The organism is Christiangramia pacifica (assembly GCF_057221535.1).
In genome coordinates this window covers 2,463,523-2,490,486 of sequence record NZ_CM170146.1, presented here as the reverse complement: position 1 = coordinate 2,490,486, position 26,964 = coordinate 2,463,523, and the positions used below count along the sequence as shown (strand labels likewise).

The 26,964-nt window shown below is 38.2% G+C and carries 24 protein-coding genes and 1 pseudogene; 18 read left to right on the top strand and 7 right to left on the bottom strand.

What is annotated here, in order from left to right:
• Nucleotides 1-2 precede the first annotated feature (2 nt).
• The 3 genes from acs to AC2S94_RS11395 all read right to left on the bottom strand — a co-directional run bounded on the left by acs (nt 3) and on the right by AC2S94_RS11395 (nt 4,000).
• Nucleotides 3-1,913, bottom strand: coding sequence for an acetate--CoA ligase (gene acs, locus AC2S94_RS11405; RefSeq protein WP_484628708.1), 1,911 nt, complete (start codon nt 1,911-1,913; stop codon nt 3-5).
• Between the two features lie 161 nt (nt 1,914-2,074).
• Entirely contained in the window at nt 2,075-3,028 is a 954-nt protein-coding gene (locus AC2S94_RS11400; RefSeq protein WP_484628707.1) for a phosphoribosylaminoimidazolesuccinocarboxamide synthase, read from the bottom strand.
• A gap of 18 nt (nt 3,029-3,046) precedes the next feature.
• Nucleotides 3,047-4,000 carry a PhoH family protein gene (locus AC2S94_RS11395; RefSeq protein ID WP_484628706.1) on the bottom strand — a complete coding sequence of 318 codons (954 nt, stop codon included), beginning with the start codon at nt 3,998-4,000 and terminating at the stop codon, nt 3,047-3,049.
• 209 nt (nt 4,001-4,209) lie between these two features.
• Here AC2S94_RS11395 and AC2S94_RS11390 point away from each other — a divergent pair, with 209 nt between their 5' ends.
• The 5 genes from AC2S94_RS11390 (at nt 4,210) to dnaN (ending at nt 9,073) form a co-directional block, all read left to right on the top strand.
• Entirely contained in the window at nt 4,210-5,043 is an 834-nt protein-coding gene (locus tag AC2S94_RS11390) for an SAM hydrolase/SAM-dependent halogenase family protein (protein WP_484628705.1), read from the top strand.
• The gene (locus AC2S94_RS11385; protein WP_484628704.1) at nt 5,044-5,340 is read left to right on the top strand and encodes a putative quinol monooxygenase; all 297 of its coding nucleotides are present in this window, start codon (nt 5,044-5,046) and stop codon (nt 5,338-5,340) included.
• A gap of 4 nt (nt 5,341-5,344) precedes the next feature.
• On the top strand, nt 5,345-6,082 hold the full coding sequence (gene gldF / locus AC2S94_RS11380) for a gliding motility-associated ABC transporter permease subunit GldF (protein ID WP_484628703.1): 738 nt from the start codon (nt 5,345-5,347) through the stop codon (nt 6,080-6,082).
• Nucleotides 6,082-7,752 (top strand): gliding motility-associated ABC transporter substrate-binding protein GldG, encoded by a 1,671-nt coding sequence (gene gldG / locus AC2S94_RS11375; RefSeq protein WP_484628702.1) that lies wholly within the window; start codon nt 6,082-6,084, stop codon nt 7,750-7,752. Before gldF ends, gldG begins: the two co-directional genes overlap by 1 nt.
• Before the next feature lie 202 nt (nt 7,753-7,954).
• Nucleotides 7,955-9,073 carry a DNA polymerase III subunit beta gene (dnaN, locus tag AC2S94_RS11370; RefSeq protein WP_484628701.1) on the top strand — a complete coding sequence of 373 codons (1,119 nt, stop codon included), beginning with the start codon at nt 7,955-7,957 and terminating at the stop codon, nt 9,071-9,073.
• Between the two features lie 89 nt (nt 9,074-9,162).
• Here dnaN and AC2S94_RS11365 read toward each other — a convergent pair whose 3' ends face one another.
• Nucleotides 9,163-9,501 carry a DUF4870 domain-containing protein gene (locus AC2S94_RS11365; RefSeq protein ID WP_484628700.1) on the bottom strand — a complete coding sequence of 113 codons (339 nt, stop codon included), beginning with the start codon at nt 9,499-9,501 and terminating at the stop codon, nt 9,163-9,165.
• 107 nt (nt 9,502-9,608) lie between these two features.
• Here AC2S94_RS11365 and mnmE point away from each other — a divergent pair, with 107 nt between their 5' ends.
• The 3 genes from mnmE (at nt 9,609) to AC2S94_RS11350 (ending at nt 13,107) form a co-directional block, all read left to right on the top strand.
• A complete protein-coding gene (mnmE, locus tag AC2S94_RS11360) occupies nt 9,609-11,033 on the top strand; it encodes a tRNA uridine-5-carboxymethylaminomethyl(34) synthesis GTPase MnmE (protein WP_484628699.1) in 1,425 nt (474 codons plus the stop codon).
• Nucleotides 11,034-11,255: 222 nt separating this feature from the next.
• Nucleotides 11,256-12,398 (top strand): tyrosine-type recombinase/integrase, encoded by a 1,143-nt coding sequence (locus AC2S94_RS11355; RefSeq protein WP_121346084.1) that lies wholly within the window; start codon nt 11,256-11,258, stop codon nt 12,396-12,398.
• Entirely contained in the window at nt 12,388-13,107 is a 720-nt protein-coding gene (locus AC2S94_RS11350) for a hypothetical protein (protein WP_121346085.1), read from the top strand. The genes AC2S94_RS11355 and AC2S94_RS11350 overlap by 11 nt, the downstream gene beginning before the upstream one ends.
• A 7-nt stretch (nt 13,108-13,114) precedes the next feature.
• Here AC2S94_RS11350 and AC2S94_RS11345 read toward each other — a convergent pair whose 3' ends face one another.
• Both AC2S94_RS11345 and AC2S94_RS11340 read right to left on the bottom strand, forming a co-directional pair.
• Entirely contained in the window at nt 13,115-14,371 is a 1,257-nt protein-coding gene (locus AC2S94_RS11345; RefSeq protein WP_156282203.1) for a type II toxin-antitoxin system HipA family toxin, read from the bottom strand.
• A gap of 3 nt (nt 14,372-14,374) precedes the next feature.
• The gene (locus tag AC2S94_RS11340; protein ID WP_121346087.1) at nt 14,375-14,662 is read right to left on the bottom strand and encodes a helix-turn-helix domain-containing protein; all 288 of its coding nucleotides are present in this window, start codon (nt 14,660-14,662) and stop codon (nt 14,375-14,377) included.
• 290 nt (nt 14,663-14,952) lie between these two features.
• Between AC2S94_RS11340 and AC2S94_RS11335 the strand changes: the two genes are divergently transcribed.
• The 6 genes from AC2S94_RS11335 (at nt 14,953) to AC2S94_RS11310 (ending at nt 19,238) form a co-directional block, all read left to right on the top strand.
• Nucleotides 14,953-15,237: a helix-turn-helix domain-containing protein gene (locus AC2S94_RS11335; RefSeq protein ID WP_121346088.1), complete on the top strand. Its 285-nt coding sequence runs from the start codon at nt 14,953-14,955 to the stop codon at nt 15,235-15,237.
• 15 nt (nt 15,238-15,252) lie between these two features.
• Nucleotides 15,253-16,437, top strand: a complete 1,185-nt coding sequence (locus AC2S94_RS11330) for a VapE domain-containing protein (protein ID WP_156282205.1) — start codon at nt 15,253-15,255, stop codon at nt 16,435-16,437.
• 205 nt (nt 16,438-16,642) lie between these two features.
• Complete coding sequence (locus AC2S94_RS11325) at nt 16,643-17,494, top strand: toprim domain-containing protein (protein ID WP_121346090.1); 852 nt, start codon at nt 16,643-16,645, stop codon at nt 17,492-17,494.
• A 107-nt stretch (nt 17,495-17,601) separates the two neighbouring features.
• Entirely contained in the window at nt 17,602-17,898 is a 297-nt protein-coding gene (gene mbpA / locus AC2S94_RS11320) for a mobilization protein MbpA (protein WP_156282207.1), read from the top strand.
• Entirely contained in the window at nt 17,895-18,773 is an 879-nt protein-coding gene (locus tag AC2S94_RS11315) for a relaxase/mobilization nuclease domain-containing protein (protein ID WP_219548151.1), read from the top strand. Before mbpA ends, AC2S94_RS11315 begins: the two co-directional genes overlap by 4 nt.
• Nucleotides 18,774-18,785: 12 nt before the next feature.
• Complete coding sequence (locus tag AC2S94_RS11310) at nt 18,786-19,238, top strand: DUF6730 family protein (RefSeq protein WP_156282211.1); 453 nt, start codon at nt 18,786-18,788, stop codon at nt 19,236-19,238.
• A 290-nt stretch (nt 19,239-19,528) separates the two neighbouring features.
• On the opposite strand, the pseudogene AC2S94_RS11305 reads toward AC2S94_RS11310, so the two are convergent.
• Nucleotides 19,529-20,241 (bottom strand): annotated as a pseudogene (locus tag AC2S94_RS11305) (nuclease/transposase family protein); the annotation flags it as partial.
• Between the two features lie 414 nt (nt 20,242-20,655).
• Here AC2S94_RS11305 and AC2S94_RS11300 point away from each other — a divergent pair.
• From AC2S94_RS11300 to AC2S94_RS11285, 4 genes are all read left to right on the top strand, one after another.
• Nucleotides 20,656-21,996, top strand: coding sequence for a TolC family protein (locus AC2S94_RS11300; protein ID WP_484628698.1), 1,341 nt, complete (start codon nt 20,656-20,658; stop codon nt 21,994-21,996).
• Between the two features lies 1 nt (nt 21,997).
• Nucleotides 21,998-23,053, top strand: coding sequence for an efflux RND transporter periplasmic adaptor subunit (locus AC2S94_RS11295; RefSeq protein ID WP_219548145.1), 1,056 nt, complete (start codon nt 21,998-22,000; stop codon nt 23,051-23,053).
• A gap of 10 nt (nt 23,054-23,063) precedes the next feature.
• Complete coding sequence (locus AC2S94_RS11290) at nt 23,064-26,225, top strand: efflux RND transporter permease subunit (RefSeq protein ID WP_300440931.1); 3,162 nt, start codon at nt 23,064-23,066, stop codon at nt 26,223-26,225.
• A 111-nt stretch (nt 26,226-26,336) separates the two neighbouring features.
• A complete protein-coding gene (locus tag AC2S94_RS11285) occupies nt 26,337-26,936 on the top strand; it encodes a TetR/AcrR family transcriptional regulator (RefSeq protein ID WP_300440928.1) in 600 nt (199 codons plus the stop codon).
• The last annotated feature ends 28 nt before the right edge of the window (nt 26,937-26,964 follow it).

The window sequence follows — 26,964 nt, the reverse complement described above, 5'->3', positions numbered from 1 at the left end:
AATTATTCTACGGATCCCTTTATAATATCTTCAACAACTTCTGGATTTAATAGGGTCGAAGTATCTCCAAGATCAGAAATATCTTTTGATGCTATCTTTCTAAGGATCCTTCTCATGATCTTCCCACTTCTAGTTTTTGGTAAGCCTTCAACGAACTGAATTTTTTCAGGTTTTGCGATTGGACCTATCTTATCAGCAATTTGCTGATTGATCTCTTTTCTCAGGTTATCCTGGTTCCTTGACTCCCCGGCTTCTTTTAAGATCACAAATCCGTAAAGCGCGTTTCCTTTCACTTCATGAGGAAAACCAACTACTGCAGATTCTGCCACTGCAGGATGCTCATTTATCGCATCTTCAATTGGTGCCGTTCCCAAATTATGTCCTGAAACAATGATCACATCATCCACTCTACCGGTGATTCTGTAATAACCGGTTTCATCTCTCAGCGCACCATCACCAGTAAAATATTTATTTTCGAAAGCTGAAAAATAAGTGTCGCGATATCTTTCATGATTTCCGTAGATAGTTCGGGCCATAGAGGGCCACGGGAATTTAATGCACAATCTACCATCTACCTGATTTCCTTTGATCTCATCCCCTTTTTCATCCATTAAAACCGGTTGAATCCCTGGAAATGGCAAGGTCGCAAAGGTTGGTTTTGTTGGTGTAGCAAAAGGTATTGGAGAAATCATGATCCCACCGGTTTCCGTTTGCCACCAGGTATCTACGATAGGACTCTGATTTTTTCCGATATTATTATCATACCAGTGCCATGCCTCTTCATTGATGGGTTCTCCTACCGTTCCAAGAACTTTGAGAGACGAAAGATCGTATTTATCTACAAATTCAAGATTCTTTTTAGCCAGAGCACGGATTGCGGTCGGTGCCGTATAGAACTGATTTACCTTGTGCTTCTCCACGATCTCCCAGAAGCGACCAAAATCAGGATACGAGGGAACACCTTCAAACATCACCGTGGTCGCACCATTTAATAAAGGTCCGTAAACTATATAAGAATGACCGGTGATCCAGCCAATATCAGCCGTACACCAGTAAACATCATCATCCTGGTAATTAAAAATATTTTTAAATGTGTAAGCTGAATAAACCATATAACCCGCAGTGGTGTGCAACATACCCTTCGGTTTACCCGTAGATCCGGAAGTATAAAGAATAAATAATGGATCTTCCGCATCCATGATCTCAGGAGCACATTCATTGGAAGCTTCTTCCATTAAAGGTTCCAACCACTTATCACGACCTTCTTTCATATTCACATCTGAACCTATTCGTTTAGCTACTAAAACTGTTTCCACATCCGGACAGTCTTCTAACGCTTTATCTACGATTCCTTTAAGATCAATAGTTTTTTCACCGCGATAAGATCCATCTGAAGTGATCAACATTTTACAATCTGCATCCAAAGTTCGTGTAGCCAAAGCAGAAGCAGAAAAACCGGCAAAAACCACGGAGTGTATGGCTCCTATTCTTGCGCAGGCAAGAACAGCATAGGCCAATTCTGGGATCATAGGTAAATAAATACATACGCGATCTCCTTTTTGAATTCCATTCTCCTTTAAAACATTTGCAAATTGATTTACTTTCTTATGAAGCTCATTAAAACTTAAATGCAAAGCTTCGTCTTTTGGATCATTTGGTTCCCAGATAATCGCAGTTTTATCGCCCTGCGCAAGTAAATGGCGGTCTATACAATTTTCAGTGATATTCAGTTTGGCGTTTTCAAACCACTTGACTTCAGGCTTTGAAAAATCCCAGCTGAGTACATTATCCCATTTTTTTCTCCATACAAAATGCTCTTCGGCGATCTCCTGCCAGAAATTTTCAGGCTCTCTAACAGATTTTCTATATACCTGGAAATATTCTTCCAGGTTTTTTATGTGATAATTACTCATAATTCAAAATGATTTAAAATAAAAAAGACAAAACCGGCTTAACCGGCTCTGCCTTTAAAAATATTAAATAGTATGGACTCAAAAAAGAGAAGTTGAATTAATTACAGGATATTATTCTCAAATTGATAGAATAGTTCATGCAATTTTATCAATAATCCAACTTATTTTGAATTGAGATAAGATTCTACATTATTTTGGATTCTGTATTCAATGTTAGAAACATCCGCTTTCTGAAATTTTTCTCCTGTGATATTTTCATATAACTCAATATATCTTTCGGAAACAGATTCTATGTATTCATCACTCATTTCCGGAACCGATTGACCTTCCAGTCCCTGGAATCCGTTTGAAATTAACCATTGACGAACAAATTCTTTAGATAATTGCTTTTGGGCCTCTCCTTTTTCCTGCCTTTCCTGGTATCCTTTCTTATAAAAATACCTGGATGAATCTGGAGTATGGATCTCATCGATCAAAACAATTTTACCTTCAGCGGTTTTTCCAAATTCATATTTTGTATCTACCAGGATCAAATCTTGTTTTGCAGCGATTTCCGTTCCACGTTCAAATAATTTACGGGTATAATCCTCCAGGTTGTTATAATCTTCTTCAGAAACTATTCCTCGCTTTATAATATTCTCCCGTGAAATATCCTCGTCATGATCACCGTGTTCGGCTTTAGTAGCCGGAGTGACGATAGGCTCAGGAAATTTATCGTTTTCCTTTAAACCCTCAGGCAATGCCACACCACATAATTCTCTTTTACCAGCCTTATATTCCCTGGCAGCGTGGCCAGACATATAACCTCTAATCACCATTTCTACCTTGAAAGGCTCACATTTCTTACCAACGGCAACATTTGGATCTGGAGTGGCTTCCAACCAGTTCGGTACAATATCGCTGGTCTTTTCCATCATCTTGGTAGCGATCTGATTCAGGATCTGACCTTTATACGGAATGCCTTTGGGCATCACCACATCAAAGGCCGACAACCTATCTGAAGCGATCATCACTAGCAGTTCATCTTCTAAATAATATACATCCCTAACCTTTCCTTTGTACACAGATTGCTGTCCAGGAAAATTGAAATTTGTTTTGGTAATCGTATTACTCATCAAGAGCTTAATCTTTTATTAATCGTTGTGTTCAATTGTTTTGTAAGCGGCAATGATCTTTTTCACCAGTCTATGACGAATCACATCCTTATCATCTAGATAAACCATCCCAACTCCTTTTACATCTTTTAAGATAAGAAGCGCTTCTTTTAATCCAGAAATCACTCTGCGCGGCAAATCGATCTGTCCCGGATCACCAGTAATGATAAATTTGGCATTTTTACCCATACGCGTCAGGAACATTTTCATCTGCGCATGCGTGGTATTCTGTGCTTCATCAAGAATTACAAATGCATTATCTAGAGTTCTACCACGCATAAATGCAAGAGGCGCGATCTGGATAACTCCTTTTTCAATAAATATCTCCAGCTTTTCATGCGGAATCATATCTCTTAAAGCATCATAAAGCGGTTGCATGTAAGGATCTAGTTTTTCCTTAAGGTCTCCCGGAAGAAAACCAAGGTTCTCCCCTGCTTCAACCGCAGGTCTGGTGAGAATAATTCTTTTAACCTGTTTCTCTTTTAGAGCTTTTACAGCCAAAGCTACACCGGTATAGGTTTTTCCAGTTCCGGCCGGACCAATAGCAAAAACAAGGTCGTTTTTCTTAGAAAGCTCCACCATTTTTCGTTGATTGGCGGTTTGTGCTTTGATCACTTTACCGCTGAGTCCATGAACGATGGTTTCTCCACTTTCTTGAGAAGTTTCATAATCTTCTTTACTCTCACTCGTCAATACCCTTTCAATGGTATTTTCATCAAGCTTATTATATTTTCCAAAGTGATCCATAAGCATTGAAAAACGCTTGTCGAATTCTTCCAGCATTTCTTCATCACCAAAGACACGAATTTTACTACCTCTGGCGACAATTTTTAGTTTTGGAAAATACTTTTTTAAAAGTTCAATGTGTTTATTCTGCTGCCCGAAAAATTCTCGAGGGCTAATTTCTGAGAGTTCAATAAGAAGTTCGTTCAAAAGCTATTGTTTTTAAGATGAAGCATTGTAGATTTTCAGGTCATTTTTATTTGCCCTTCGCGTTTCATTATCCTAATTTTGAAACCGAATTTATGGTATTTTTTACCTTTCAGCCGAAGCGAATCACTAAAAATAAAATTATATTCGCCTTCTATACAAACTTAAGGAAAATAACCAGTTTCAGATTAAAAAAATATTAACAATCGCCTATGGCAATTATCACTTTAACGACCGATTTCGGAGAGAAAGATTATTTCGCTGGTGCGGTTAAAGGGGCAATTTATAGTGAGTTAAGTGAGGTTAGAATTGTTGATATATCCCATTCAGTTTCGCCGTTTCATATTAGTGAGGCTGCATACATCATTAAGAATGCTTACAAAAGTTTTCCGAAGGGAACCATTCATATTATTGGTATAGACTCTGAACTTACCCCGGAAAATAAGCACCTCGCGGTAAAACTGGACGAACATTATTTTATTTGCGCTAACAACGGGATATTGTCGCTGCTTGCTTCGGAAATAAGGCCGGAAAAGATCGTAGAGATCAATATTCATGATAAGATTCAGACCAATTTTCCCGTACTTGATGTTTTCGTTAAAGTAGCCTGCCATATTGCTCGTGGCGGAACCCTGGAAGTGATAGGTAAAAGCGTTAGTGAAATTCGCTATTTAAAACAATTCGAGCCAATTATAAATTCTGAAAAGGACCAGATCCTTGGCCATGTTATTTATGTTGATAACTATGGAAATGTGATCACCAATATTTCCCGTAAATTATTTGAAAATGTTGGTAAAGGGCGTGAATTTAAAATTAGCGCGAGAAACGTGAATTTCAACGTCATTTATGAAACATACAGCCATGCTATCAACTTTGATGTTGAAAAGGAAAACCGAAAGGAAGAAGATGGTAAAAAACTGGCAGTTTTCAATTCCGCAGGATATGTTGAATTGGCTATTTATAAAAGTAACCCGAGTACGGTGGGAAGCGCAGCAAGTTTATTCGGATTAAAATACCTCGATACGATAACAGTAAATTTTGAGTAAATGTTTGTAAGAATAGTGAAAATGGGATTTCAACCCGAAAAGATCGAAGAATTTCTGGCAAATTTCGAAGAAAATAAAGCTAAGATCAGAGGTTTTGAAGGTTGTGAATTTTTAGAACTCTATCGTGGGAAAGACAATACAAACCAGTTTTTCACGTATTCATACTGGAAGGACGAAGAAGCACTGGAGAATTACAGGAATTCTGAACTCTTCAAAAATGTCTGGGCAAATACTAAAGTATTATTTAATGAAAAACCGGAAGCCTGGAGTTTAGATAAATTAGTGACGCTGGAATAGAAGCATGTTAGCAATCCTAAACAAAGAAATACAATCCTTTTTTTCATCCCTTACGGGGTATCTCGTAATAGGATTATTTCTTATTGCCTGCGGATTTTTCCTTTTTGTATTTTCCGGTGGATATAATATTCTGGATAGCGGATTTGCTGATCTAAAACCCTTTTTCAATCTCGCGCCCTGGATATTCTTATTTCTCATCCCGGCGATTTCTATGAAAAGTTTTGCCGATGAAAACCGAATGGGTACTATGGAAATTTTGCTTACCAAACCAATAGGACTATGGAAACTCATCACCGGGAAATATCTGGGAGTTTTATTTTTAGTGATTTTAGCTATAATTCCGACACTACTTTATGTTCTAACCATCAGTCAGCTAGGAAGACCAGTTGGAAATTTAGATGTCGGGGCAACCATAGGTTCTTATATTGGACTGATCTTTTTAGGAGGATGCTATGCTGCCATAGGAATTTTTGCCTCGAGCCTCTCTTCTAATCAGATCGTTTCATTCTTGCTCGGAGTTTTTCTATGTTTTATCTGTTATTATGCATTTGAAGGACTGGCAGAAACCAACATTTTTGGCACTTCCAGTTACATTCTGGAGTCCTTCGGAATCAGCTTTCATTATAAAAGCATTAGCCGCGGAGTTGTAGATACACGCGATATCATTTATTTCCTGAGTTTGATCTTTCTTTTTCTGAAATTGACTGAAATCAATCTTTCAGCAACAAAGAACCGGCGATAATGAGAAAGTCTAATAATATAAAATCGCTTCTTATTCTGCTGGTTATTCTTATAGCTGCTAATTTCCTGGCTTCAGAATTCTACCTGAGGTTTGATTTGACACAGGATAAACGTTACAGCCTTTCTCCTGCAGCGAAAGAAATCGTTGCAGATGTGGAACAGCCGGTAATATTCGATGTTTTCCTGGAGGGTAGTTTTCCTTCAGAGTTTCGCAGATTACAGAATGAAACAAGGCAAATGCTAGAAGAGTTTTCAGCCTACAACCGAAATATTAAATTCAATTTTGTAGATCCTTTAGCGGAAGGTGGCGATGCAAATGCCATTGCAGAGGAATTCTATAATATGGGAATGACCCCCGCGCGATTGAATGTTCAGGAAAATGGAAAGAATAGCGAGAGTATAATTTTTCCATGGGCGATCGCAAATTATGGCGATAAAACGGTGAAAATCCCTCTGATGAAAAATCAGATCGGGGCAACCGATGAAGAGAGAGTGAATGCGTCGGTTCAACAACTGGAATATGCGCTGGCAGACGGTTTAAGTAAATTAATATATCCTCGAGAGAAAAAGATCGCGGTGATGCGAGGTAATGGAGAATTACCTGACTCCCAGATTGCTGATTTTGTTAGAACTATCCAGGAATATTACTTTATGGCTCCGTTTACGCTAGACTCTGCCGCGAACAATCCGCAGAAAACACTGGCAGATCTCAAAGAGTATGATCTCATCCTGGAACCAAAACCTACACAGCCTTATTCGGAAAATGAGAAATATGTGCTGGATCAATATCTATTGAACGGCGGAAAGATGCTCTGGCTGGCTGAAACTACTAATATGGAGAATGACAGCCTTTTCAATCAACAAGGAACGGCTATTGCCCTACCTAGAAATCTGAATCTCGGGGATTACTTTTTCTCTTACGGAGTTCGTATTAATCCAGAGTTAGTGAACGACCTATATTCTGCCCCGATCGTACTGGCCAGCGGAAGTGGTCAAAATACCAGGTTCAATCCCTATCCATGGTTTTATAGTCCGCTCACCAGTTCACCGAACGATCACCCTATTATCAATAATATTGAAGCAGTAAAATTCGAATATGCCAATTCCATTGATACGCTGAAGAATAATATTAAAAAGACCATTCTTTTAAGCAGTTCACCGAGAACCAAACTAGAAGGAGTTCCGACACAGGTGAGCCTGGACATGGTTGGAAAAAAACCGGATATGAATGCTTATACTGCCGGAGAGCAACCTTTAGCAGTATTGCTGGAAGGCGAATTTAAATCGGTTTATAAAAACCGGGTAAAACCTTTTCAAATTTCAGATCATTTAGATAAAGGGAAAGAATCGAAAATGCTGGTAGTTTCAGACGGTGATGTGATCAAGAATGATATCCAGGGAGGAAAACCTATGGAACTCGGTTTTCAGCGTTATACCGGAAACACCTACGGTAATAAAGAATTTCTGCTAAATGCCGTGAATTATTTGTTAGACGATACGGGATTGATTGACATCAGATCAAAAGAGATCAACCTCGCATTTTTGGATAAAGAGAAAGTTGCTGCACAAAGAGAGCAATGGCAGCTCATCAACCTTGCAGGACCACTGCTTTTGCTCCTGATTTTCGGTATGGCTTTCAGATTCTACAGAAAGAGGAAATACGTCAAATAAAGCTTCTGCAACATCTAAAGAAGCTTTTGATAGGTACATATTAACAATTTTGATATAGTTTAATTTCACAATGCCTTATTTTACAAGATTTTATATCATTTTCCTGATACAAGTCTGTTAATAAAAACTCAGTGAACAGCCCGTGATTTTTGACTTATTAAAATATATTTGTAATTGATTCAAAATAAATCAATAAAAGCCGATGAAATTTATTGTATCCAGCAACTATCTGCTGAAACAGCTACAAATACTTGGAGGGGTAATCAATAACAGTAACACATTACCAATATTAGATAATTTCCTTTTCGATCTTAATAATGATGAGCTAACGGTTTCTGCTTCAGACCTAGAAACAACAATGTCTGCAAAACTTAAGGTTGAATCAGATTCTGAAGGAAAAATTGCCGTTCCTGCGAAATTACTTTTAGACACTTTAAAGACTTTTCCGGAGCAACCGCTAACCTTTGTAGTTGAAGATAACAATACCATAGAATTAAGTTCCAACCACGGTAAATATGCGCTGGCATATGCTGATGGAGAAGAATTCCCGAACCCGGTAGAGCTTGAAGATCCAAGCAGTACTGTTGTTGAGGCTGATATTCTTGCCTCTGCGATTTCCAAGACTATTTTCGCTTCAGGAAATGATGATCTTAGACCGGTAATGAGTGGTGTTTTCTTTCAGTTCAAAGAAGACGGACTTACTTTCGTGGCGACCGATGCTCACAAACTTGTAAAGTATTCCAGAGAAGATATCAAAGCTAACCAGGCAGCTGAATTCATCATGCCTAAAAAACCTTTGAACCTTTTGAAAGGAATTCTTGCCGGAAGCGAATCTGAAGTTCTGATCGAATACAACGATTCTAACGCCAAGTTCACTTTTGACGATACCCAACTGATCTGTAGATTGATCGACGGAAAATATCCAAATTACGAAGCGGTAATTCCAAAGGAAAATCCTAATAAACTGACTATTGAAAGAAACCAGTTTTTAAGTTCTGTGAGAAGGGTTTCTATTTTCTCAAATAAGACCACTCACCAGGTGAGATTGAAGATCGCCGGGGCTGAGCTGAATATTTCTGCGGAAGACGTAGACTACAGTAACAAGGCAGAAGAGCGTTTAACCTGTTCTTACCAGGGTGATGATATGCAGATAGGTTTCAACTCAAGATTCCTTATCGAAATGCTAGGTAACCTAACGGCTGATGATGTAATGCTGGAAATGAGCTTACCAAACCGTGCGGGAATCCTGACTCCGGTTGATGGATTGGATCCTGGAGAAAAAATTACCATGCTGGTAATGCCGGTAATGCTAAACAGCTAATACATTACAAATATTATAACTTTACAAAAGCCCGTTCATAAATTTGAACGGGCTTTTTACTAATTAAAAAAAAACCAACTACTAAGTTTTTATTTTAGAAACTGTATAGTTAATGGATAATAGGGCATTTCCCCGTTACTCACCTTGATCGCATTCATAATTGGTAAAATAAGGGCAACCAGGCCGATGATGATAAGGAGAATGATTCCCAATCCTAATAATATGATCAATGGAATACAAATAATGGAATAAATGAACAAACTGATCTGAAAATTCAGGATCATTTTTCCGTGCATATCCATTCCGGCAACCTTATCTTTTTGGGTCAACCAAAGTACCAGTGGTACTATAAACCCTCCTACTCCGGTTACCAGGTCCAGTAACTGACTAAGATGGGTAATTACTAACAACTGTTTGTCTTCTCTCATTTTTTGATTTTTTGATGGTTATTGATGGTGTCTATTTAAAAGACGAGAGAAAATGAGCTTTGTTACAGAAATAGGGTTAGCAAGAATTTCTTTCATAAATTTGCCACATGAAATTGAATGATACCATTGTTGCCCTTGCCACCCCTTCAGGTGCCGGCGCTATTGCTGTAATTAGAGTTTCAGGACCCGATGCCATCAAGATCGTAGCCCCTCTTTTTAAAGCAAAAAGTAAAAAAGATCTAGCCGATCAGCCAACCCATACTATTCATCTTGGAAATGTGATGGATGGAGAAAGAACTATTGACGAAGTTCTGGCTTCGGTTTTTAGAGCGCCAAAATCTTACACAGGTGAGGAAACAGTAGAATTATCCTGCCACGGCAGCCCGTATATTCAGCAGGAGATCATTCAATTACTAATTAGAAAAGGCTGTCGATCTGCAGAAGCTGGAGAATTTACCTTGCGTGCGTTCCTGAATGCAAAAATGGATCTTAGCCAGGCTGAGGCTGTAGCCGATCTTATTAATTCTGAAAATGCCGCTTCTCACCAGATGGCCATGCAGCAGATGCGCGGTGGATTCTCGAATGAGATACAGAAGCTTCGGGAGGAATTGCTGAATTTTGCTTCCCTTATAGAACTGGAACTGGACTTTGCAGAAGAAGATGTGGAATTTGCAAATAGAGATCAATTTAGAGACCTGGTCTCAAGAATTCAGACCGTGCTAAAAAGATTGATCGATTCATTCGCCACAGGAAATGTGCTGAAAAACGGAATTCCGGTTGCGATTGTTGGTGAACCTAACGTTGGAAAATCTACGTTACTGAATGCTCTATTGAACGAAGAAAGAGCCATTGTTTCTGATATTGCTGGAACCACTCGGGACACCATTGAAGATGAAATGAGTATTGGCGGAGTTGGATTCAGATTTATAGATACCGCTGGAATTCGTGAAACCAAAGATGTAGTAGAAAGTATAGGGATCAAGAAAACTTTTGAAAAGATAAGTCAGGCTCAGGTAGTGGTATATCTGGTTGACAGTTCGCAAATCGCAGTAAACAGAGAAAGACTTCAGGAAGTAAGAGTTGAAATTGAAAAGATCAAAAACAAATTTCCGCAGAAACCATTATTGATCATCGCTAATAAAACCGACCGATTAGCTGCTGAAGAAGTTGAAAATCTAAAGGCAAAACTCGAAGATATTTCTAGTCATGCCGAAAGAGCAGAGTTTCTGCTTTTATCTGCAAAAACAAATCTTGGGGTTGAAGAATTAAAAGACAGATTACTGGAATTCGTGAATACCGGGGCTCTTCGCAATAGTGATACGATCGTTACTAACTCAAGACATTATGCAGCGCTTTTGAAAGCACTGGAAGAGATCAATAAGGTGGAAGACGGTTTAAATGCAGATCTATCGGGAGACCTATTAGCAATAGATATTCGCCAGGCCTTGCATCATTTTGGAGAGATCACCGGTGAAATTACTAATGACGATCTCTTAGGTAATATTTTTGCCAACTTTTGTATTGGAAAATAAACAGAAGATTTTATTTGATACCAAATGACATCAAATAACACCAAATAATACTAAAATAGAGGCTTAAGAGCCTCTATTTTATTTTCATATTTTCCGAATCTAATTTCTTTTTACACCTTTCTTTACACTTAATTTACACCTCGTTGTTAAATTTCATCAATGAGGTGTATTTTTTTACACCTCAATATTTATTTTTCTTATATTTATAGAAATTAACCAGTTATGAAAATCAAACTCAAAAAGAAAAAATTAAAGACTGGAAAGTATAGCCTTTATATTGAATATTATAAAGGCTTCATCCAGAATGATAAAGGTAAGATTGAACATAATAGGGAATTTGAATATTTAAAAGAATACCTTATTATTGAACCAAAGACAACTAAAGAACGCCAAGAAAATGCTGAGGTCCTGTTGAGAGCCGAGCAGGTGCTATCAATCCGTAAGGCTGAATATGCACAAGGCAAATATGGTATAAAAGATAAAAATAAGGATAGACTACTCTTTATCACTTATTATGATAAACTTAAAGAGGAGCGTTATGAAAGCAAAGGTAATTACGACAATTGGGATGCTGCTCAAAATCACCTTGAGGATTATATAGGTAAGAGAAAAATAACATTTGAAGATGTTGATGAAGATTTTGTTCTAGGCTTCAAAAAGTTTTTAAATCATAAATCCCGAACAAAATCGAATACTCCTCTATCTCAAAACTCAAAGTATACTTATTACAATAAATTTAAAGCAGCTTTACGGCAAGCTTTTAATGATGGCTATACGCGAAGAAATTTCGCTGCCACGGTCAAAGGATATGCCCAGGGTGAAACCTCCCGAGAGTATTTAACTCATGAAGAATTACAGGGGCTTGCTAAAGCCAGATGTAAACATCAAATACTAAAAAATGCATTTCTATTCAGCTGCTTAACCGGTTTAAGATGGAGCGATATTAATAAATTGAACTGGGCCGAAGTTCGAGATGAAGATGAAGGCTCCCGACTTATTTTTAAACAGAAAAAGACTGCCGGTCAGGAATACCAGTATATTTCAGGTCAGGCCAGGAATTTACTAGGAAAAAGAAGAAAAGAAAATGATCGGGTTTTTCAAGGTTTGAAGTATGGTGCACATTTTAATGCAGAAATTCTAAGGTGGTGCATGCGGGCCGGTATTACCAAGCATATTACCTTTCATAGCGCCAGACATACTCATGCAGTACTATTACTTGAAAACGGAGCAGATATTTATACGGTTTCAAAAGTACTCGGCCATAAAGAAATAAGAACCACTCAGGTATATGCTAAAATCGTAGACAAAAAGAAAAAAGAAGCAGCCTATTTAATTCCAGAGTTACAAATGGATTATGAATTTTGATATAATTACATATCTATCTTTCTTTGCATTTATATACGTCTATAGTCGTTTAGCTATTCATTATCTCCCCGTAATTTATTCACACTTTTTAAATGAAAATTTAAGCTTAGTCAATTCAGTAGAAAAACCAAGATTATTATTTCATTTTACTGGACTAAGTTTTATGCATTTGATGTCTAATTTTCATCATTCAAATCAAACTTCAAATTTGGCCGTCCAGCTTATAATAGTATTAGTCTATTTGCTAGGATTATATTTCTGCCTTACTTCCTGGAGAGAAAATTTTAAATCTTCTTTCTTAAAAAAAATAATCTCTAATTCGGATAAGTCTCCAAATAATTTCAATCTATCCATTTCGGATATTCATTTAACTCAATTATATAATGAAATGGTACGCTTTGATTTAATTGACCAGGAAGCAACTTCCCTACTAGATTTTAAAAACGTTTTACTAGAGGATTGGGGTAATCAACGCTCGAGAATTCATTTAAAAATGGACGGTCCTAGTTGCAGAGAATTTTATGATCACCTAATTAAAACATTTCCACACAATTCAATAACCTTGAAAAATCTATTTGTTACCTCTGGATTACTTATTAGACCTGATGGCAAGAAATACAATTATAACACGTTGAAAAATGCTCCTACCCGCTCTCCTATTTCTAAGCAACATGAAGCATTAGAAGCCATTTTTCAGAAGTTTAAATAAAGGCTTTTTATAGTTCCACTTTGAAAGCGGGTTCCATAATTAATTGCTCTTTCTGGGCAATACCAATCTTTTTTGCATAGTGTTTCCAATTACTTATTACAGATAAAATTTCTTCAATAATCTGATTCATATCATCTTCCCCTAAACGAAAATATTCTCCAACGCCTATGGCTAGATCTAAATCGAGTGCATTGTCGTCTGCATCGATATTCAATGCTAGTCCATCCTTTTCCACAGAAGGATTTATATCATAAGCCGGTGATAACTCCCATCCTTTTTCATTCATTATAAAGCCGTGATTTCTTAAATGATCATCAGTATTTGATACAGCGATATTAAAAATTAAACGGCGCCATAATTGATGTAAATTCTCCTCCACATTAATACCATAATTTTCAATTACATCAACGATATCAAGATAACTTGGACTAACATTTTTTAAAGATTCTTCGGTATTACCGGTCATTGTCATTGCTGAAGAAAAATGAATTCTTTGTCCGTCTTCACGATCGAACCTCTTTGTCAAAAATGTATGGTAAGGTCCTGTAATTTTTTCAATTTTCGATTCTGCCATTTCTATCCCACAATCAAGGGCTAGTCTATATGTTAGGAATTCCCATGCCCCCTTGTCAATTGTATCCGTTTTAGAAGGAAATTTTGCAATCCAAAGATCTCCATTTTTCCCTAATACATTGGCCTTTGGTCTGGCACCGCCAAGAGAAGATCCTGGAGCAATCAGTACAGCAAGCCATTGTCTGATAGTATTAGTTTCAGAATCACTTTCTATGTGATTTACCGCCTCCTGCAGATCGCCCAAAGAGGACCACGGCGGAGTTGGATTCTTAGTATCGTTATCTAAAAATGGTCCCTTCCTATCGGTCTTAAATCGTAAAGCCCCCATTCTACTTTCATCATAAACACCTAACAAGTAATCAATTTCATAGAGTTTGGGTATTTTTTCATTTCTAGATCTGGCCTCCTGTGCCGCCCTCCTCTTCATCAAAGTTTTACCCCATGTATCGGGCATACTATCTAAGAAAACTCCAAAATTTTCTTTATCTGTCGGATACTGAGGCCCGGAAAAAAAATTAATTTCAGGGTCCAGTAATTGATAAGAATTGCGCTTCAACCAATCTTTGTTGTACTCAAAGCTGAATGCCTTTTTGCCTTTAGCAAATTGTGCTGAAAGTACTCCGATCTCGGTGGGAGCTTCTAGTCCTTTCCAGTCGGCATACACGTATATATTGATTTTTCCTTCCGCCATAATTTAGAGTAAATCCAGGTCCTGAAGTTTACGACCAAGTTTATCATCATTTGCCAGATTAGCAAAATCCTTTTCAAGATTTAATACTTTCAGTACATTAAAATAGATACCTATTGCAACGGAAGGATCTCCCTTTTCTACTCTATGTAATGTTGCACGATGGATGCCCGCTCGTTCAGCCACCTGTTCAGCAGTTAGTTTTCTGCGTTTACGAGCAAGCTTAATATTTTCTCCTAATCCTGCGAATATCTTTTGATATCTCGGAAGAATTAATGCTTTTTTAGAATTCATATGTCGCTTATTTGCATCAAATATATATATTATGATATAAATAAACTACATTATGGTATATTTTTCACTATTAGAATGCAATGTTTTAAGGAAGGTCTTTCTTTTTCATAAATATACGAACTCCATTATCCCTATTATCCTCCTGCCACATATTTTCTCTTACATACCATTCAAATAGATTTGTATACCCAGCACGCATAGCACACCTTCCCTTTTATTTCACTTGCTAGTTTGGCTCCATGAATCGCTCATAAAGCGAAAATCAATCTCTAACTAATAACACTTTAATCATGGACTCATTACAAATACTTGAAAAACTTGACCGAATAGAAAATATGGTTCGCGCCAATAAGAATGTGTTAACCATTGAAGAGGCTGCGGAGTATACTGGTATCTCACGTAGCTACCTGTATAAACTAACTGCCAACGGAGACATTCCATTTTCAAAACCTCGTGGTAAAATGATTTACTTCTCAAGAGAAAAACTGGATGAATGGCTGCTATCCAGTCCCAGTAAATCAAAAGCTGAAATTCAACAGGAAGCGCTTAACTATACTTTCCGAAACAGGAGATAATTTTCTTGATCAGTTATGGACAGTAAACCACCAAATATCTATATGGTCGAGAATCCCAAGAAGAAAACCATTTACGATTATATGGAGGAATATTTATTTGATAAATACCAAATTCGATATAATGAGATAAGCCAGGATTTTCAAATCTCATTGAAAAATTCTAATAATTGGGAAGAACTTGAAGTTAACTCAGTTCTTATTGAATTGGCCAAATGTAATATTGAGGTCCCTCCCAGTAAACTTGAGATCTTTTTAAGATCATATGTTGTTCCGCATTTTAATCCTATTAGTAAATATTTTGAAGATTTAGAAGATTGGGATGGTCAAGATTATATTTCCAAATTATGTTCCTATGTTCCAGTTCAGGATTCTGATAATTTCTCCTATCATTTTAAAAAATGGTTGGTTAGAACTATTCGATGTGCCCTGGAGGAGAGTTATTTTAATAAGCAATGTCTAGTTTTAGTCCACAACCAACAGAATTCAGGCAAATCAACCTGGTGTCGCTTTATATGTCCTCCCCCTCTCTCTAAATATATAGCAGAAGACATTAGTAATGATAAAGATGCCCGAATTCAGTTAACCCGAAATTTTATTATTAACCTCGATGAACTTTCCATGCTAAACAAAAAAGACATAAATAGTCTTAAAGCATATTTTTCTAAAACATTCATAAATGAACGATTGCCTTATGACAGAAAAAATTCAACGCTATCTAGGACCTGTTCATTTATTGGTTCAACCAATCAGGCTAATTTCCTGAATGACGAAACAGGTTCTGTCCGTTGGTTATGCTTTAAACTTCTTAGGAAAATTGATTTTAATTATTCCAAGGAAATTCAGGTTAACCAGATTTGGTCACAGGCATATCATTTGGCCTATTCTGATCCTGATTTTTCTCCGGAACTAACTCTAAAAGATATTGAGGAAAACGAAGAAAGAAATCGCGAGTTTCGTCAGTTATCTACGGAAGAAGAATTAATCACCAAATATTTTGAACCGAGCCAGGATATAAAAGATTTTCATACCTCTTCCGAAATTCTAGCTAAACTTTCATGCCTCAATATAAGATTGAATGTAGTTTTTATCGGCAGAGCTCTGAATGCTTTGAACTTTCAACGAGTGAAACACCCTAAACGACAGGTCTATGGTTTCTTGACAAAACAATTGTTTACATCGAGCCCTTGGGAAATAACATAAATACTACTTACCTACTTACCTAAAGTTAGATCATCCCTTTTATGACAAGGCTTAAGACCAGGTAAGTAAAACTTAATTCATCTTACCTAAGTTACCTAAAACCTGGAATTTAGGTAAGATAGGTAACTAAAGGTAACTAGCATTTTTATTTGAAAAGCCTTGCTATGACTGGAAAAGGTAAGTAGGTAACTAAAATTATAGAAAAATGAAACTTCAAAAACTAACCTGTGAAAGAGCCCGCAATATTTGCATCGTGGAAACCCTCGCAAAATTGGGCCACTTCCCCAGTAGGAAAACGGAGAAAGAAGCCTGGTTTCTGAGTCCCCTTCGGTCAGAAACACAGGCCTCTTTCAAAGTGTCTTTAAAACTGAACCGATGGTATGACTTCGGAATTGGTGAAGGTGGGAATATCATTGATCTGGTGTGTCTACTATCAAATTGCAGCGTTGGAGAAGCACTGCAGTTTCTCTCGGATGAATTGCCTGTATTTAGCTTCCAGGGTACTATAACCGATACTTCAGAAAAGGAATGCGGTAATACCATCATACAAGTAAAACCGATCACCAAGAGCTACCTAAAGAAGTATGTAAGATCTAGAGGTATTTCCCTTGAAGTTGCCAGAAGCTACTGTAAGGAAGTCTGGTACGAATGCCGGGAAAAATCTTATTATGCCATCGGACTTCAAAATAAGGATGGTGGCTGGGAACTGCGCAGTCTCTATTTTAAAACTTCCAGTTCTCCTAAAAGCTATACCTACCTCCAGAATGAAAATGATAACCTGGTCGTCTGTGAAGGAATGTTTGATCTATTATCCATTGCTGAAATATATCCGGAGGAATTAAATGGTTCGGATATCATCGTTTTAAACTCGCTTTCATTTTTACAACAGATAACATCCTATTTCAAAAACTATACGTCGGTTGATCTCTACCTGGATAATGATCAATCCGGGAAGAAAAACGCAAAGAAATTATTTCAGTATTATCCCCACTTAAAAGACCAGAGTAATCGCTATAAAAACTATAAAGACCTTAATGAAAAACTAGCTTGTGGGTAGTCGATTTACAGTGGCCATAAATCGTTTTGAGTAGCAAAGCAAGATGTGTCATTGTCATGACAATCTTGCTTTGCGCCCGGAGGTTGCAAAGAAAATAAATATTAAAAATGAAACGGGAATACATCCAGATACGCTGCTCGATCTACGAGAAAAAGCTACTCAAAAAAAGAGCGGCCCGGGCAGGAATCTCCCTTTCAGAATATCTCCGGGCTACCGCTTTTAAAATCAATATCGTGGAACGATTAACTCCGGAACAAGTAGAATGCTACCAGCTACTGATCCAGTATAAAAACAATTTTATGCGAATCACTAATATGTTTAAAAAAAGTGATCCCCGGCTGGCGAAAAACGTTGAAGATCTCGCTGAAGAAATTAGAACGCACCTTCAAAACTTTAAAAAATGATTGGCAAAGGACAGTCTATAGCAAGCACCAAGGCTTCCCTCGACTATGGATGGAATCAGGAAAAAGAAGCAGAAGTAGTTCTCAAACAACACCTGGCCGGTGATACGCCCGGGCAGATCACCGATGAGTTTAAGATCATTCAATCTCAAAATGACCGCTGTACTAAAAATACCCTGAGTTTTATAGTAAGTCCAACCATCAAAGACGGGAAGGAATTAAGCCACCAGGATTTAGAAAAGATTGCCCAGGGATTTATAAAGGAAATGAATCTCCAGAATAATCAGGCCATTGGTTTTGTCCATAAAGACAAGGAACATACCCATATTCACATCTATGCAAATCGTATCAGCTTAAAAGGGGAAGTTTATAAAGATAGCTTTATAGGAAAACGAAGTCAGATCGCCGCAGATAATGTAGCCAAACAATTAGGGCTAACCCGGGTAAGAGAAGTACAACAGGGAAAGCTACAGGAGTTAAAATGGCAGCGACTGGCCATTAAACATATCCATAACAAAGTTCTGGAATCAAGGCCCAAAACCCTGGATGAGTACATACAAAAAATGAATGCACGTAATGTAAAGGTCATTCCCAGTATCAACAAATCCAATCAGCTGCAGGGCTTCCGGTTCGAATATCAGGGCGCCAATTTAAAAGGAAGTGAGGTCCACCGGTCCATGAGTGGTAGTAAACTAATCGCAGAAATTTCTCAGAATAATTGTTACAGTAAACTCAGGGAAGTACCTAAGACTTTAAAGCTGGTGAATAACACCGTACAACTTAGCACAAACATGGCCAGTAAAATAGCTAAAGATCTGGCTAAACAGGTGATCAAGCGAGGACTTGATACCGGTATGGGTATGGGAATGGGCTACTAAATATTAATGAGTATGAAAAAACTAGATGAGATCATGGAACTGATGGCTGATGAAATGGCCGATTTTAAAGTTTCTATTTTAAAACTGGATTTATTATCCAAAAAGCTCAATAAAATGAGTATTCCTATCAGTACAGCTGCTATTGATGAGAATCTAAAGAGCTTTCTTCAAAAACAGGAAGAGGCTGATGAATTAAAAAATGAATTATTTAGAGATATCAATATCCAGTTGGAAAGAGCCAGTCTGATCCCCAACTATATTCTTGTGTTATTTGGGAGTATTCTGATCCTGCTTTTATCCGGATTGGGATATTTTATTTACTCTTCCAAAATAACCGAAGGAGAGAAATTTTGGATCTATCGAACTATTTCTGAATCAAAACTTGAATCCTATCAAATCTTTTTCTCGGAAAATCTGGAAATAAAAGAAGGTTATTGCAATTGGCTGGAACAGTGGCATAAGTAAGTATGCGCCCTATGCTGTTTTTACTTTACGCTTAACTTTCCGTACACTATAAAAACAGCACAGGAACCACGCGCAAGGTTAGTTATGGGAGATATGGGGCCATAAATTGTGACTTCCTCGTAAAATAAATATTTGTGTTTGTTCCAGAACCAGATGGAATTTGTAAAAAGGTTCCATGCACGAAGAAAATAAAATAAGAAAGCCCACGCCGTTGTATATGCTTTACGCATTTAGTGAGTGCAACTAATGCCTCACATTACGGGTGTACAAGCACCCTCATAACCAAAACTTTAATCTATAATAAGTTCAATCCCGGCTTTCTCAGCCTTGTATTTTATTTTAGTGGTCAGCTCATAATAACTCCAATTTCTAGGACAAATTCCTCCTCTTTGGCAATGCCTATCTTATTTTCCTGGTTTATTAAAATTAGCGTTCCTGCTTGGTGTTTCACACAGAAATCAATTAATTTCCGGCTGTATAGGTGGAGGCGATGACTAACATAATTCTTTTCCTTTTCATGGAATCTTTGCACTGCTTTTGTTTTTCTTTTACGTCCTTGTCCTGATCTGGAAAAAGTAGCTCCTGCCTCTGCCCTTTTCCGTGCAGCCTGTATGGCTAACCTCCGATATAAAAACTCTTCCCTGGTACCAATGCTAAGTTTTGTCATTCCGATTTTTACAACAATCGGGTATTCAAGGGATAAAGAAGCCTGGGCAATAACATCCGGTTTCAGGGTATGCCTTTCCTTTTCAATTTCAAAAACCGCCAGTAAATAGGTTTTATTATCTTTCAGTTGAATCTGCGAGGCGCATAGCTTAGTTTCGCCTGCTACTAACCGCTCTAGCAATCTACGTTTATCGGTGTAATCTTTTCCTAAGTAGGTTTTCATAGGAACTGAAAATAAACGAAAACAGAATGCTTTTTTCTCTTCGTTATAGGTTAATCCACTGATACCTTCCATATCAAAAGGAAAAGCCAGATCTCTTTTGAAATTCATCAATGAAGCTTACAGATAACTTAACTAAACTAGTAACATTGTACAATTTTTGGTGATAATGATAGGTCGACTACCAGCTCAGACACCTGTTTCCTACAGCGTCCTGACGTATGACAGATGCTATTGGATCCCGATCATATATGAGATCGTTTGTATCATATAGTAGAAATGATCTTGGGTCAGTACATGACTTCCTTTTAAATCATAGGCATAAATTTCTTCATTTTTAATTGACATGATCCTATTTGATCAGAACGAAAACAACCGGTTCTAGTGGGGCATTCCACCATTAAAAAAAAATTTTCATTTTTACTTGGAGACTAATTTAAAAAAAACAATAAAACTATTTTTGTATCATAGTTTCCTTTGTTTACCTTTGCGCCTGATTTCAGAAAAGCAGAAATTAAAAATAAAGTTTAAATGAAAAAAATACTGATATGTTTTCTTCTGGTAACGAGCCTTACTTCTGGGCAGGAACCAGTTATTTTAAGCCTGCCAGAGGCTGTTTCTTATGCTTTAGATCATAAAGCCGAAGCAGAAAAAGCACGTCTGGATATTATTAAGGCCAATGCGCAAATCGCCGAAGTAAGATCTAACGCACTGCCACATCTTAACGGAAGTGCAAATACATCTTATAATCCTCTTTTGCAGGAGAATATCCTGCCCGGGGAATTCTTTGGAAGGCCGGGCGAAGATATAGCTGTGGCATTTGGAAGAAAATGGAACTCGACTGCCACGGCGCAGTTGACGCAAACACTGTTTGACCAGGCGGTATTTACCGGCCTTAAAGCGGCTAAATCCACAAAGGAATTTTATCAACTGAATGCACAGCTTACGAACGAAGAAATTATTGAAAAGGTTGCAACTGCATATTACCAGGTATATCAAACCCTGCAAATGCTTGAAAATTTGGAGAGCAATCTGGAGCTAACAGAGCAAACTGTTGAAATCGTAAAAGGTCTTTATGAAACCGGACTGGCAAAAAAGATTGATTATGACAGAAGTAAAGTAACATTGAATAATCTTATCGCAAACAGGCAGCGGATGATTAATGCCGTTGAGCTGAGTGAAAATACCTTGAAATTTATGATCGGGATGCCTATTAGTCAGGAAATAAAACTACCAGAACAAAATTTTCAGCCTTCATTGCTCCCCAATGAAAGTCTGGAAATGACTGAAAGAACAGAGCTTCAATTGTTGGCAAAGCAGATCGAGCTTTTAAACTGGCAGAAAAAAGCGACCCTTGCCGAATATTATCCTTCGGCATCTCTTTCCGCTAATTATGGCTGGCTTGGCCAGGGTGATGAGGTACCCCTTTGGAACGGTGAAGATAAAGGCGTTTTCTGGTCGGATCTTGCATCTGTTGGAATTAACATCAGAATTCCCATTTTTAACGGTTTTGCTACCAAATCCAAGGTAAAACAAAACCAGATCGACATTGAAAAGGCGCAGGCAGATTTCCAGGAAACAGAACTTGCGTTACAACTGGCCTACAGCAATGCTGTGGCACAGCTAGAGAACAGTTTTCTCACGATCGAAACCCAGGTAGAAAATGTAGAGCTTGCGCAGGGAGTGCTCGAAGACAGCCAAAACAATTATGAATTGGGACTGGCAAGCTTAAATGACATGCTTGATGCTGAAAGGGATCTCGCCGAAGCAAAAAATAACCTAACCAATGCCCGCCTTGATTATAAATTAGCCGAAGTGGAGCTATTAAAGTCACAGGGGAAACTAGAAATACTAAAAGAAAATAAGCTTTAAGATGAAAAAGAAAACAATCATAACCATTGTAGTGCTAATCGGCGTCGCCGTAGCTTTCTTCCTGATCCTGCAAAACAATAAAAAAAACAATGAAGAAGAACTGGAAATAGTTGCTCAGAAAAATTCAGAAGTAGCTGTAAGAACTGCCACCGTTCAAAAAGAAAGCCTTAGTGGAATGTTCACTGTAAATGGTACTTATGAACCTCAGACAAGGGTGCAGATTTCAGCCGAAATGAATGGACAGGTTGTGGCAATTTATGTTGAGGAAGGAAGCCGGGTCAAAGAGGGACAGGTTGTAGCAAAGCTTTCTGGTGATAAGACTAATGTAAACGTGACTAATGCAAAAGCCAATCTTGATAATGCCATTTCCAGTTTGAATAGGTTCGAAGCAGCCTTTAAAACAGGAGGTGTAACCGCAGCACAACTGGACCAGGCGAGGTTGCAGGTAGAAAATGCGAGAGCACAGTATCAATCTGCACAAATAAGCTCCGGAGACACCAACATCCGCTCCAAAATCAGCGGAATTGTAAATGAAAAAATGGTGGAAGTAGGAATGGTTGTAGCTCCGGGCAATCCAATCCTAGAAGTAGTGGATATTTCTTCCCTTAAATTACGCGTAGAGGTAGATGAAGCTTTGGTAAGCCAGTTACAAAGGGGCGACATTGTAAAAATGGTACCCAGCGTGACCAAAGATACCATTAGTGGGAAGATCAGTTTCATTGCGCCTGCCTCTAATGGAGCCCTTAAGTTTCCTGTGGAAATTACTGTGGACAATTCCGGAGGAAATTTAAGAGCAGGAATGTATGCTACTGCAGTGTTTAACGAAGCAGGGCTGGATAACATTTTGACCATCCCAAGAAAAGCATTTGTTGGTAGTGTAAGTGATAATAAAATATTTCTTGTAAAAGATAGTATCGCACATCTTACTACCATTAAGACAGGTATAAATTATGGCGATAAGGTTCAGGTTACCAACGGTCTTTCAGAGGGTGACGTGATCGTGACCAGTGGACAAATCAATCTTACTGACAATGCAGCGGTGAGAATCATAAAATAAAGAAAAACAAATGAAATTAGCAGAAGTATCTATAAAAAGGCCCAGCCTTGTAATTGTAATGCTCGCATTACTAATTATTGGTGGTCTTTTTAGCTATAGCCAACTCAGCTATGAGTTGATCCCAAAATTTGAAGTAAAGGTGGTTACCGTCATGACCGTTTATCCCGGTGCAGCTCCTGCCGAGGTGGAAAACACCGTATCCCGTAAAATAGAAGATGCAGTGTCTTCCCTTGAGAGCATTAAAAAGATCCAGTCGAAATCTTTTGAAAGCCTGTCGTTGGTGACTATTGAATTTGAAAACGAAGCGGATGTCGATTTTTCGCTCAATGAAGCACAGCGAAAAATAAACGCCATTCGCTCTGATCTTCCTGATGACGTAGAGGAACCTTCGCTCTCACAGTTCTCAATTTCAGATCTACCTATAATGAGTATGGGAGTAACCGCAAATCTCACAGAAAGTGAACTTTATGATCTAATTGATGAAAAAATAGAACCTGCCTTTTCACGGCTTCGGGGTGTCGCACAGGTGAATCTTGTGGGAGGACAGGAAAGAGAAATCAGGGTAAATTTGGATCCTGACAGGCTTCAGGGTTACGGGCTTACCGTTCCAATGGTGCAGCAAATAATAAGTGCTTCAAACCTGGATTTTCCTACTGGAAACCTTACCACCAGAGAGAATACTACGCTTATCCGGCTCTCTGGAAAAATTCAGTCTGTAGAGGAATTGAGAAATCTTACAATAGCTTCTCAAAACGGACAGAATATTAAACTTTCTGATGTTGCCGAAGTTCAGGATACGCAAAAGGAAGTAGAAAAGATTGCACGTATTGATCGTCAAAATACCATTTTACTTCAGGTTCAAAAACAAACCGATGCGAATGCGGTGACTGTAAGTGAACTTGTGCAGGAGAAAATTGATGAAATGGAGCAGCAATATGCCGAGCAGGGAGTACAGATAACAATAGCAGATGATTCTTCAGAATTTACACTTGAAGCGGCAAATTCAGTAATAAAAGATTTATTTATCGCTATTGCACTTGTAGCATTCATAATGCTTTTCTTCCTGCATAGCTATCGAAATGCCCTTATCGTAATGGTTTCCATTCCTACTTCGCTTATTGCCACTTTTATAGGAATGTATTTGATGGGATACACCCTCAACCTGATGAGCTTACTCGCACTTTCCCTGGTAGTGGGAATCCTGGTGGATGATGCCATTGTGGTTATCGAAAATATTCATCGCCATATGGAGATGGGTAAAAATAAAATCCGTGCCGCATATGACGGTGCTTCAGAAATTGGGTTCACGGTAACAGCGATCACCCTGGTAATCGTGGTGGTTTTCCTCCCTATTGCGATGAGTACCGGCCTTGTGGCAAATATTATTGCGCAGTTTTGTGTTACGGTAATCATTGCGACCCTCTTGTCCCTATTGGTTTCCTTTACGGTGGTGCCATGGTTATTTTCCAGATATGGAAAACTGGAGCTTATAACCGATAAATCTTTCTTCGGAAAGATAATAAATAAGTTCGAAGCAGGGATTTCCTGGTTTACTGCAGAAGTAACAAATATCCTGAACTGGTCTCTTGACAATAAAATTAAGACTTTTCTGGTAGTGATTGGTTTATTTGTAAGTTCTATTGCTCTTGTTGCAATGGGCTATATTGGATCTGATTTCTTTCCGGAAACAGATAGGGGAGAGTTTCTTGTTCAGTTAGAAATTGATAAAGATGCCTCCATTGAAGAAACCAACTTTATCACTCAACAAGCAGAAGCTTATCTGCAGGACATGCCACAGGTGGAGAGTCTTCTTACCACAGTTGGCCAGTCCAGTAGTGGAGGAATGGGCGCTGCGCAGGCTACCACTAATAAATCTGAGATCAATGTTACTTTAGTTGACAGATCTGAAAGAGAAGATAAAACCAATGTCTTTTCCGCTAAATTACAACGTGATCTTGAGCAGAAACTAGTGGGTGCTGAAGTAACTGTCGTCCCTGTGGGAATAATGGGGGCCCAGGCAGCCCCACTCCAAATGACTGTTACTGGTAATTCATTTGAAGAAGCTTTCGCCTATGCCCAGGCTGCTGAGGAAGTCTTACGGACTGTGGATGGTGCCACCGAAGTGGAGACAAGTGTGGAAGATGGTAATCCTGAAATCTCGGTAAGTGCAGACAGGGATAAAATGGCTTCCCTGGGATTAAATGTAGCCACAGTTGGGCAAACTTTGCGCACAGCGTTTAGTGGCAATACAGACAATAAATTTAGAACCGGAGACAACGAGTATGACATTAATATTATTTTTGATGAAGCAGCGAGAAATGATATAGAAGATGTAAGAAATATCCAGTTTGTAAATAACAGTGGGCAAAGGATTAATTTGGCCCAGTTTGCGGATATTAATTATGAATCAGGCCCTTCCCTGCTTGAACGTTACGACCGTTCGCCTTCTGTAACCGTTTCGGCACAAACAGTAGGTAAAACTACGGGAGCAGTGGCCCAGGAGTGGGAAGAAAAACTTGGGAATATCGAGCAGCCTAAAGGTGTGGAATGGACCTGGGGCGGAGATATGGAACGCCAAAGCGAAGGTTTTGGTACGCTGGGAATTGCCTTACTGGCAGCTATTATGTTGGTGTACATGATCATGGTGGTACTGTATGATGATTTCGTGAAGCCGTTTATAGTGCTGTTCTCTATTCCTCTATCCTTCATTGGAGCATTATGGGCACTGGCTCTTACCAACCAAAGTTTAAACATTTTCACCATTTTGGGGATAATAATGCTTATTGGGTTAGTTGCTAAAAACGCGATTTTACTGGTAGATTTTGCCAATCATAGGCTGGACCATGGAGAAAAAATAAGAACAGCTTTAATCCAGGCAAACCATGCGAGGCTGCGTCCAATTTTAATGACGACCATTGCCATGGTTTTCGGGATGCTTCCTATTGCACTGGCCTCGGGAGCGGCTGCGGAGATGAATAATGGTCTGGCAATTGTAATTATTGGAGGATTATTATCATCGTTATTCCTTACCCTGGTAATCGTACCGGTGGTATATATGATTTTTGTACGCCTGGAGGAGAAATTCTCTTCTAAAGAGGAAAAGAATTATGAGGAGCTGATGGTAGCAGATTATGAGCACATTCATCCTGAACAGGAATTAGAATTTGATTAAAGTGCAATAGCTGACTGTTAAAGGGCAGTCAGCTCCTTTTTGTACTAAAGCATAAAAAGGAATATTTTTATAAAACCAATTACCTAAATAAAATTTTTAAAACCAGAACAAATGGTGAAAGATATTGAATTACTAGAGAAGGTAGCAGATCTTTTCATCTATTATGGAGCCAAGACAGTGACCATGGATGACATAGCCCAGAAACTAAAAATTTCTAAAAAGACGTTGTACCAGAAATATAAAAATAAGGAAGTTCTGCTGGAAGAGGTGCTAACGTATAAGTTGGAAAAAGTTCTTTTAAAGATGAGAAATCTAGATGAAACCATAGATAACGCCGTGGAAAGGATGTTTGCCAGAGATGAGGATATTGAAAGAGCTTCAAGAACTAACGATTCCATTATGCTAAGGCAGCTAATAAAATATTATCCCGAGATATTTAATAGACACATGCTATATTTTTCAGAAAAGCTTTCGGAAATTCTTGTGCATAATATTGAAAGAGGTAGAAAACAGGGACTCTACAGGGAAGATTTTGATGCTAATCTATATTCAAAACTTTATTTTCAATTAACGATGACCTATGATAATTCACCCTTTTTGGATACCACTGAAATATCCAGGGCCCACTATCAGCATGAATCGTTAATGTTTTATATGAATGCTATAACTAATGAAAAAGGTAAGGTAAAAATGAAAAACATTATTTCTTAGATCATCCTGTCTTCAGCGTTGCAACACC